The sequence below is a fragment of the Candidatus Magnetaquiglobus sp. genome (assembly GCF_058402785.1).
In genome coordinates this window covers 26,260-34,231 of record NZ_JBZVFG010000044.1, presented here as the reverse complement: position 1 = coordinate 34,231, position 7,972 = coordinate 26,260, and the positions used below count along the sequence as shown (strand labels likewise).

Sequence of the window (7,972 nt, the reverse complement as noted above, 5' to 3'; positions counted from 1 at the left end):
CATCAAGTCGCTCACCTCGTTGAGCAATTTGACGTGCTTCTCCTTGTGGGCCGGGGTGTCGGGATACTGATATTTTTCGAACAGCTTCTCCTCGCGCCCGAAGTGGAAATGGGTGTAATCGGCCAGTTCGGCCATGATCTTCATGACCTGTTCCTTGCCCGCGCTCTGCTTAAGCAACTTGTGGATCTGGTTCACCATGTCCACCAGCTTCTTGTGGTCGTTGTCGATGTCCACCATGCCGGTATCCAGATTGCCGGTCCACGGGAAAAAGACCGAATCGTCCTCGATGTCCTTGCCGTTCTCCAGATAGAGGATATCCAGCAGCGAGAAGAGTTTGCGAACCATCGACAGATATTCAAGCAATCTTTTGTCCGCCAGTTCCGGCCCCTCTTCGGAGACCTTGAGAATCCGCTCCAGGGTCTCGACCGCCTTGGCGAAGATCTGGCCGTGCTGGCGGCTCATCTCCTGGAATCGGGGGCTGTTGCCATAATCGCTGGCGGCGGTGGCCTGGATCCAGGCGTGCAGAGGGGAGTCCTCGGGTTTGAGCCACCGTTCGCGCGGCAGACGGATGCGACCCGGAATGGCCTGCTCCATGAGACTGTGCCAGCCGAGGAAAAAGGCCTTGGAGGCGCGCATGTCGAAAATCGGCGTGCCCAGATCGGCCTCGGCCTGGGCGGCATAAAGCGCGCCGCACATATCCTGCAATACCTCGCCCATGCGGGCGAACTGGGTCGAGGAGCCGCGGGTCATCGCCACCACGGAGGAGGCCTCGCCCATGTTCTGCTGCACCACGTTGGAGGCCTCCAGCGTGGTTTGGGTGGATGCCATGATGTCGTTGGAGAGCACCTGGGCGTGACGGGTCATGTCGGCCATCGACTCGGCGGCCATGGCCACGGTCGAAGCCGACTTGGCCACCTCGCCGGTACCGGCGGCGGCCTCCTGGGCGGCGCGCGCCACCTCCTGGGCGGCGGTGCCCAACTCCAGGGCGCTGCGGGTTACCTCGCCGGCGGCCTTGGCCACGTCATCCATGGCGTTCGAAATGGTCACCATGGCCACGGATTGCATCTCCACCGATTCGGTGATCTCGCGGTTGGCCTCGTTGATGCGGTCGATGCTCCCCGCCACGCTCGAATTGGCCTCGGTGGCCTCGCGGGTGTTGCCCTGGATGCGGTTGATCTTTTCGGAAATCATCCGGGTGGCATCCCCGGTCTGACGGGCCAACTCCTTCACCTCGTTGGCCACCACCGCGAACCCCTTGCCCGCGTCGCCCGCGCCGGCGGCCTCGATGGAGGCGTTCAGGGCGAGCATGTTGGTCTGTTCGGCGATGTTGTTGATGATGTCCACCACGTCGCCGATCTCCTGGGCCGAGGAGGAGAGGCGATCCATCACTTCGCGTACGCCGAGGGCGTTGGAGTGGGCGGTTTCGGATTCGGCGCTGGCGCTCTGGCAACGACGGTTGATCTCCTCGAGGGCCGAGGTGATGTTCTCGATGGAGGAGGCGACGTTCTTGACCGACTCATCGACCCTCGTGAGGTTGTTGTTCACGCCGTCGATGTTGGCGGTGATCTCCTCGGCGGCGGCGGCCATGGTGGCGATGTTGGCGCTTGCCTCCTCGGCCCCGGCGGCGATGGTGACGATGTTGTGGGTCACCTCCTCGGCGGCGGTGGCGATGCCGTTGATGCTCTCGGTGGATTGTCCGATCGCCAGGGTGATGGTGTTGACCTCCTGGGAGAGGGTGTCGTTCTTCTCGGAGACCCCCTCGACGATCCGTTGCGAGCTTCTGGCGTCGTCACCGATCTGATCGCGGATCTTGATCAACTCGGCGACGCAGGCGGTGATGCCGCCGGAGTGCATGTTGATGATGCGCATGATCTTTTCCAACCGGTCGGCCAGCCGGTTCACCGCATGTGCGATGCCGGTGGGATCGGCACCTTTGCTGCGGATGCGAATGGTCATGTCGCCATCCGCCAGACGCCGCACCGTGTCCTCCACCAGGTGGATGTCGCCGCCCACCTGGAACAGGATGGTCTTGGCGATGACGAGCGACAAGGCGACCAGCACGATCAGCACGACGAGGATCTCTTCGAGCAACAGAATCAGGTCGGCATGAAAGGCCCGATCCACGTCGTCGATGTAGATGCCGGTGCCCACGATCCAGCCCCAGGGCTTGAAGCCCATCACATAGGAGATCTTGGGAATCGCCTTGGTGGGATCCTTGGGATCGGTCCAATCGTAGGAGACAAAGCCGGACTCCTGTTTCTTGACCACCTCCACGAATTCCAGGTAATGGGACTTGCCGTGGTGATCCTTGACACCCGAAACATCCTTGCCCTCCAGATCCGTTTTGTTCGGATGCATGACCATTTTCGGGGTCATGTCGTTGATCCAGAAGTAGTCGTGCGCGATATCCCCATAGCTGAAGGTGCGGATCATCGCCTTGGCCGCCTCTTGGGCCTGGGTCTGGTTCATCTCGCCGGCGATCTGCCTGGCATGAAAGAATTTCAGGACATCGTGGGCAGTGTCCACCAACTGGCGGGTTCTGGTTTGGCGATCCTCCAGCATCCCGTCCTTTTTGGCATGCAAAAGCAGCATGCTGGTCACCACGAGACTCAGAATCGCCAGGACCAGGATGATGGCGATCCGTTTGGGCAGGCTCAATCGACCAATGTAGGCCGCGACGACGGAGAGCGATGGGGAGGATTTCATGGGCTTGCCTTTTCCGGAAGGGATGGTGAAGCATGAATACTCCATGATACCCCAATTGATTAACAAAACGGAAGGGACCTTGCAATAAGTTGCGTAAATCCTTGCTCCCGCGCCGCTTGCACGCCAGGCGTTGCCGGCTCCGCCAGCACAGATCAAGCCCGCGCGCCCGTTCACGACTTCATCCCGGATGTTGCACCCCCCATGCAGATGTCGTCGTTACCCACTCCAACGCGAAAAAATGAAAAAAAATCGATTTTCCCATTGACCTTCCTTGGAAGCTCCGCTATAAAGGGGAGTGTTTCCCGGCTGCGGGCCTATAGCTCAGATGGTTAGAGCGCACGCCTGATAAGCGTGAGGTCAGTGGTTCAACTCCACTTAGGCCCACCATCCTCCGCAATACCTCCTGCATCAAACGATTCATGATGGGGAAAACCTCCCCTCACCCTCCCGACCGTGAACCTCCTCTTTGGAAAGGGCCACGGCCAAAAAAATTCTGCCGTCATTTCACCCGTCTGGTGTGTTGGTTCGCGCTTCAAAAAAAAACCAACGCGCTGGATGCCGACCATCAGGGAATCACCGTCGTGATCAATCCTTGGCAGGTCTGATCGGGGTGATCAGGGCAGACCAAGATGGAAAACGAGACCAGCAGGCTCTCGACCATTCATGACCTTCCAAACGTTGCAAGCCACGCCCGAGATGACCAACAGCGCTTTCGAAACACCGGGTCAGGTGGATCACATCTTCAGCTCACGCACCAGCACCAGCAGCGCGGAATGGAGCCAACCTTCCAGCGGCGAGCGCGGTTCGGCCTCCAGGTGGACCGTGCCGCGCAGACGCACCGGGTACGGAGGATGGTCCGCCTCGCTCGTCAGATGAATCTTGAACCACGCCCCCTCCGGCACCACGCTCCGCTGTTGCAGCCGCGCCGGAATCGGTCCCCCGGACAACGAAGCGAGCAACGGTTCGTCCAACTCCGCCACTGCGCTCGCCTCCAACTCCGCCAAACGGACCGCCACGCCGGGAAACTCCACCCCCTCCGGAACGAACACCCCGCGCGCCCCGGCCCGAACCCGCCCCAGATCTCCCTCCTCCAGATAGGCCCAGACCGCCGACTGCCGCCGTTCCACCAGGGTAGCCAGATGGGTGCCGCCTCCCATCCAGACCCCCTCGGTCAACTCCGGGGCCAGATCCAGGATCTCTCCCGCGAAAGGCGCGGTCAGCACCAGACGCCGCTCCTCGGCCTCCAGACCGGTCAGGGTGGCGGCGAAACGCTCCCGCTCCTCGCGGGCGGTGCGCGCACGACGACTCCAGGCGGCATCGAGGCCGGCCACGGCCAACTCCCAGCCGGCGTTGGCCATGCGCACCCCGGTCAACCGCTTCTGACGCTCCAGATCCGGCGCGCGCAGCACGAACAAGGGCTCCCCGGCCTCGACCCTGGCGGATTCGGACACATGAATCCGTTCCAGGCGTGCCGCGTGAGGAACATACAGACGGGTCAACACCGCCCCTTCCAGCAAAGCCGGGGCATTCACCCGCGTGGACCAGGGAACGGCCAGAAGCAGCGTCGCGCCCGCCAGCAACAGCGGCAGTCGCCAGGGGGTGCGCGCCACCGGCAACACCCGCCGCCAGGCCAGGATTTCGAACCAGACGGGACGGATGATGAACCAGCCGATCTCGACGATGAACAGCAGAATGCCGACCACCTTGACGAAAAAGTGATACACCAGCACCGCGATGCCCAAAAAGAGCACGAAGCGGTAGATCCAGGTGGCCAGCGCGAAAAGGATCAGGAACCGCCGCATGCGCCCGGAAAACTCCTCGGGGCACGGAACCCCGAGACGAAACAACCGCTCCCGCAACCACCAGCGCGCCACGCGAAAGGATCGCTCGTGCAGGTTGGGCAGATCCAGCCAGTCCGACAGGATGAAATAGCCGTCAAAACGCATGAAGGGGGAGACGTTGATGGCCAGGGTGGTGGCCAGCGAGGTCGTGGCGATCCAAAAGGCCATCTCGCGCCCCTGGCCAGGAGGGAGAAACTGCCAGGCCAACAGGGCCAGCACCGCCAGGCACCCCTCGGCCAGCATTCCGCCGCAGGCGATCATCAGTCGCCGCCGTTTGTCGGACAGTTTCCAGGCCTCGGTGGTGTCGGTGTAGAGCATGGGCAGCAACACCAGAAAGGCCACCCCCATGGTGGGCACGCGACATCCGTACCGTTTGGCGGTGTAGGCGTGTCCGAGTTCGTGCAGGCTTTTGACGCCGATCAGGGTCAGCCCATACCCCACGAGCAGATTGCCGGACTCCAGATGGTGCAACAGCGCGGCGTGAAACGCATCCCAGCGCCGCAACAACAAAAACAGCGCGACCGCCGCCAACGCCACCATGAACCGTGCGAAAAAGGCCCCATACAGAGGCCGCGCCAACGGATAGGTGCGGTTCAGGAAGTGGTCGGGCCTGATGAGCGGAATGCGAAAGAAAAGATAGTGATGCAACAGCCAGGTGAGCCAGTGCCCCCTTTCGGCCAAGGCGAGCCGATGGAAGCGCCGGGTGGTCTCCGGGTGGACGGAACGCAGCAGATGGTTGTCCGCCAGGAATTTCAACACCTCCTCGATTTCCGCATGGGTCACCGACAAAGCGGTCTCGTGTCCGATCCGTTCGGCGATGCGGACACCATCGCCCTCCCCCCAGCGTGACAGGATCTCGAAGGTGGGCCAGTTGATCTGAAAGAATCGGTTGCGGGTCGGATCGGCCAGGGTGAAGCGCGGCGACCCGTCCAGGGCACGCGCCCGCCCGTGAAGCACGATCTCCTCGCGCAGCGGCGGCAGGATGAGCGCGGTTTTCACCATCCCAGCCATTGTCGCGCCAAGGCCAGAGGACGCCGCGCCATCCACCAGCCGAGGGATACCGTGTCGCCGGCGATGCGCGCGGTTCCCTTCAACCCCAGACGGGGCGGTTCGCCCCCCTCCCCGTCCAGGGTGGCGCGCAACTGATGGGCCACGATGCCATCCGGACGAGCGACCGGTTCGTAGGCCAGAAGTCGCAGCCGCGCGCCACGGGGATGGAGCGGGTCGATGTTCAAGAAGAGCGTCACCGGCGCACCGGCCTCAAGCGGAATCACGTCGCCCGCCGACAGCCACGCCTCCACCTCGCCATCCCGCGCATCGGCCACGGTGAGGATCTTTTCGCCGGTCATCACCGGACGACCGATCCACCCCTGGGGATCGCTGAACAAGGCGATGCCGGCACGGGTCGCCTTCACCCGCCCCCGCGCGAGCAGATCCCGCACCCCATCGGCTTCCAGACGTTTCTCCTCGACCCGCCCGGAAAGAATCGCCAATTGTGCCTTGGAGCGCGAATCCTGCAACGCCAGTTGCGAAGTGACCAGATACTCGGATTCGGCCACGGCCAGGCTCTTTTCCGCCACCTCCAGGCGACTTTTCAGGGTGGTTTCGTCCAGATCGAAGAGCGGTTGGCCAGGGGTGACCGGATCGTTGGGCTGCACATGGAAGCGGTCGATCACCCCATCCATCGGCGAGCGGATCACCTCGGGATGACGCGACACCACCTCGGCGGGGGCCAACACCGTCAGCGGCACCGGCCAGGCCAATCCCCCCATCATCAGCAGCCCCACCACGACCCGGGTTTTCCAGCGTTGCGCGGGCAGGATCGTTCCCAGGGCACGCCCGCCGCCTCGCAGACAGCGCCAGGCATGGGCATGGCTTTCGCCCAAATGGCGCAACAGTTCGACCTCGGCCTCCTCGAACGGGGTCTCGCGCGCCAGCAGCAACCACCCCATGAGCGTCTCACCGACCCGCAAAGGGATGAGCAAAGCCATTTCCGGCCACCATTCGCTCCAGCCGTCGCGCACCTCCAGGGGGGCGAACGCCCCTTCCATCAACAGGGGAGCGTCGCTGGCGACCGGCTTCAAGTGCGCGAAAAGATGGCGCAGCCACAACACATACGGCACATTGGCATCCACGCTCGGGATGCCGGACAACGCCTCCACCGTTCCCGAGGCGTTCCAGAGCACGGCTTGGCGATAGGGGACCAGACCGTGGGTCTCGTTGACCAGAATGAAACGCAGCATCTCCAGATCCGGAGCGTTGCGGATCCGTTGCGCCAATTGCAACAGCGTCACCAGGGGGTGGTAGGCGTTCATGGTTGCCCGGCGGCGGGCGGGGTGATTTCGACGCGACCGCTCATGCCGGCGAGCAGCTCCGGGAAATTCCGGGTGAAGGCGCCGGTAACCTTGACCGACTGGCTGACCGCATCGACCCGCGCGCCGACACGCAAGATCCTGGCGGCATGCGCCTTCCCGGTCTCATCGACGTGCATCGTGAAGGTCAGGTCGGGTTTCAGCCAGGTCAGCCAGGCGGATGGGGCGATGAACTCGATCTCCAGGCGGCTGTCGTCGAGGATGTCGAGGATCGGTTGACCGGCCTGGAGATATTGAAACTCCCGTGCCTTCTGTTCCGCGATCCGACCCGAAAAGGGGGCGGCGATCGTGCATTTGGCCACGGTGGCGCTCATCCAGGACAACTCGGCGCGAGCCTTGGCCGCCTCGGCGGCGCTGGTGACCACCTCCAGTCCGCCGAGGGTCTTCATTTCCGCCAGCCTGGCGTTGACCGAGGAGAGTTTCTCCGCGGCGGTCAACGCGGCACGGGCCTTTTCCATCTGCGCCTTCTGGATGGCGCAGTCCAGGGAGACCAGCGTCTCACCGGCCTTGAAACGCCCTCCTTCCGCGACATGGATCTTTTCGATGCGCGCCGGCAGTTCGTTGGAGAGGGTGGTGAACTGCCTGGGCAGAATCTGGGCGCGCAGCAACCCCGAGGCCGGCAATGCGCTTGGGGCCGGAGCCGGGAGCGGATGCGTCGCGACCGGCGTGGATGCGGCGGACGCAGGCGGCTCCACCAACCGATTGACCGACAACGGGGGCCTGGTGGCAGGCTCGACGCGCGATTCGGCATGCGCCGTCGCCGACCCGAGGGAGCCGAGCATCCCAAGTCCGGCGACGATCAGCATCCGGGTTTGCCCCGCGATCATGGCTCCATCGCAATCCGAGAGATCGCCACCCACTCATTCTCGCCGATACGCGCCCAGCCGGCCCATTTGTTCTGTTCGAACACCGACACGTTTTCATCTTTGGCGAGCAGACGAACCGTGCTGAATTTCATGCCGGGGCCGGAACGCACGTTGGAGGCCATCTTGACCTTGGCCTGTTTCACGACCGAACTCTCTTTCGCCGGCCTGGACTCGACGGGTTCCGACG

At 63.2% G+C, this 7,972-nt stretch carries 5 protein-coding genes and 1 tRNA gene; 1 reads left to right on the top strand and 5 read right to left on the bottom strand.

The annotated features are described in order from the left end of the window. Positions 1-2,706: bacteriohemerythrin (locus tag ACV4UY_RS13255; protein WP_491608061.1), on the bottom strand; the 2,706-nt coding region annotated here is incomplete at its 3' end. A gap of 310 nt (positions 2,707-3,016) precedes the next feature. Here ACV4UY_RS13255 and ACV4UY_RS13250 point away from each other — a divergent pair. Continuing rightward, positions 3,017-3,093, top strand: a tRNA-Ile gene (locus ACV4UY_RS13250). A gap of 347 nt (positions 3,094-3,440) precedes the next feature. On the opposite strand, the gene ACV4UY_RS13245 is transcribed toward ACV4UY_RS13250, so the two are convergent. The 4 genes from ACV4UY_RS13245 to ACV4UY_RS13230 form a co-directional block, all read right to left on the bottom strand. Beyond that, positions 3,441-5,546: a hypothetical protein gene (locus tag ACV4UY_RS13245; RefSeq protein WP_491608060.1), complete on the bottom strand. Its 2,106-nt coding sequence runs from the start codon at positions 5,544-5,546 to the stop codon at positions 3,441-3,443. Further along, positions 5,543-6,862: an efflux RND transporter periplasmic adaptor subunit gene (locus ACV4UY_RS13240; protein ID WP_491608059.1), complete on the bottom strand. Its 1,320-nt coding sequence runs from the start codon at positions 6,860-6,862 to the stop codon at positions 5,543-5,545. Before ACV4UY_RS13240 ends, ACV4UY_RS13245 begins: the two co-directional genes overlap by 4 nt. Then, entirely contained in the window at positions 6,859-7,746 is an 888-nt protein-coding gene (locus ACV4UY_RS13235; RefSeq protein ID WP_491608058.1) for an efflux RND transporter periplasmic adaptor subunit, read from the bottom strand. Before ACV4UY_RS13235 ends, ACV4UY_RS13240 begins: the two co-directional genes overlap by 4 nt. Further along, positions 7,743-7,972 (bottom strand): SH3 domain-containing protein (locus ACV4UY_RS13230; RefSeq protein ID WP_491608057.1); only part of this gene is annotated, 230 nt, incomplete at its 5' end. The genes ACV4UY_RS13230 and ACV4UY_RS13235, both read right to left, overlap by 4 nt.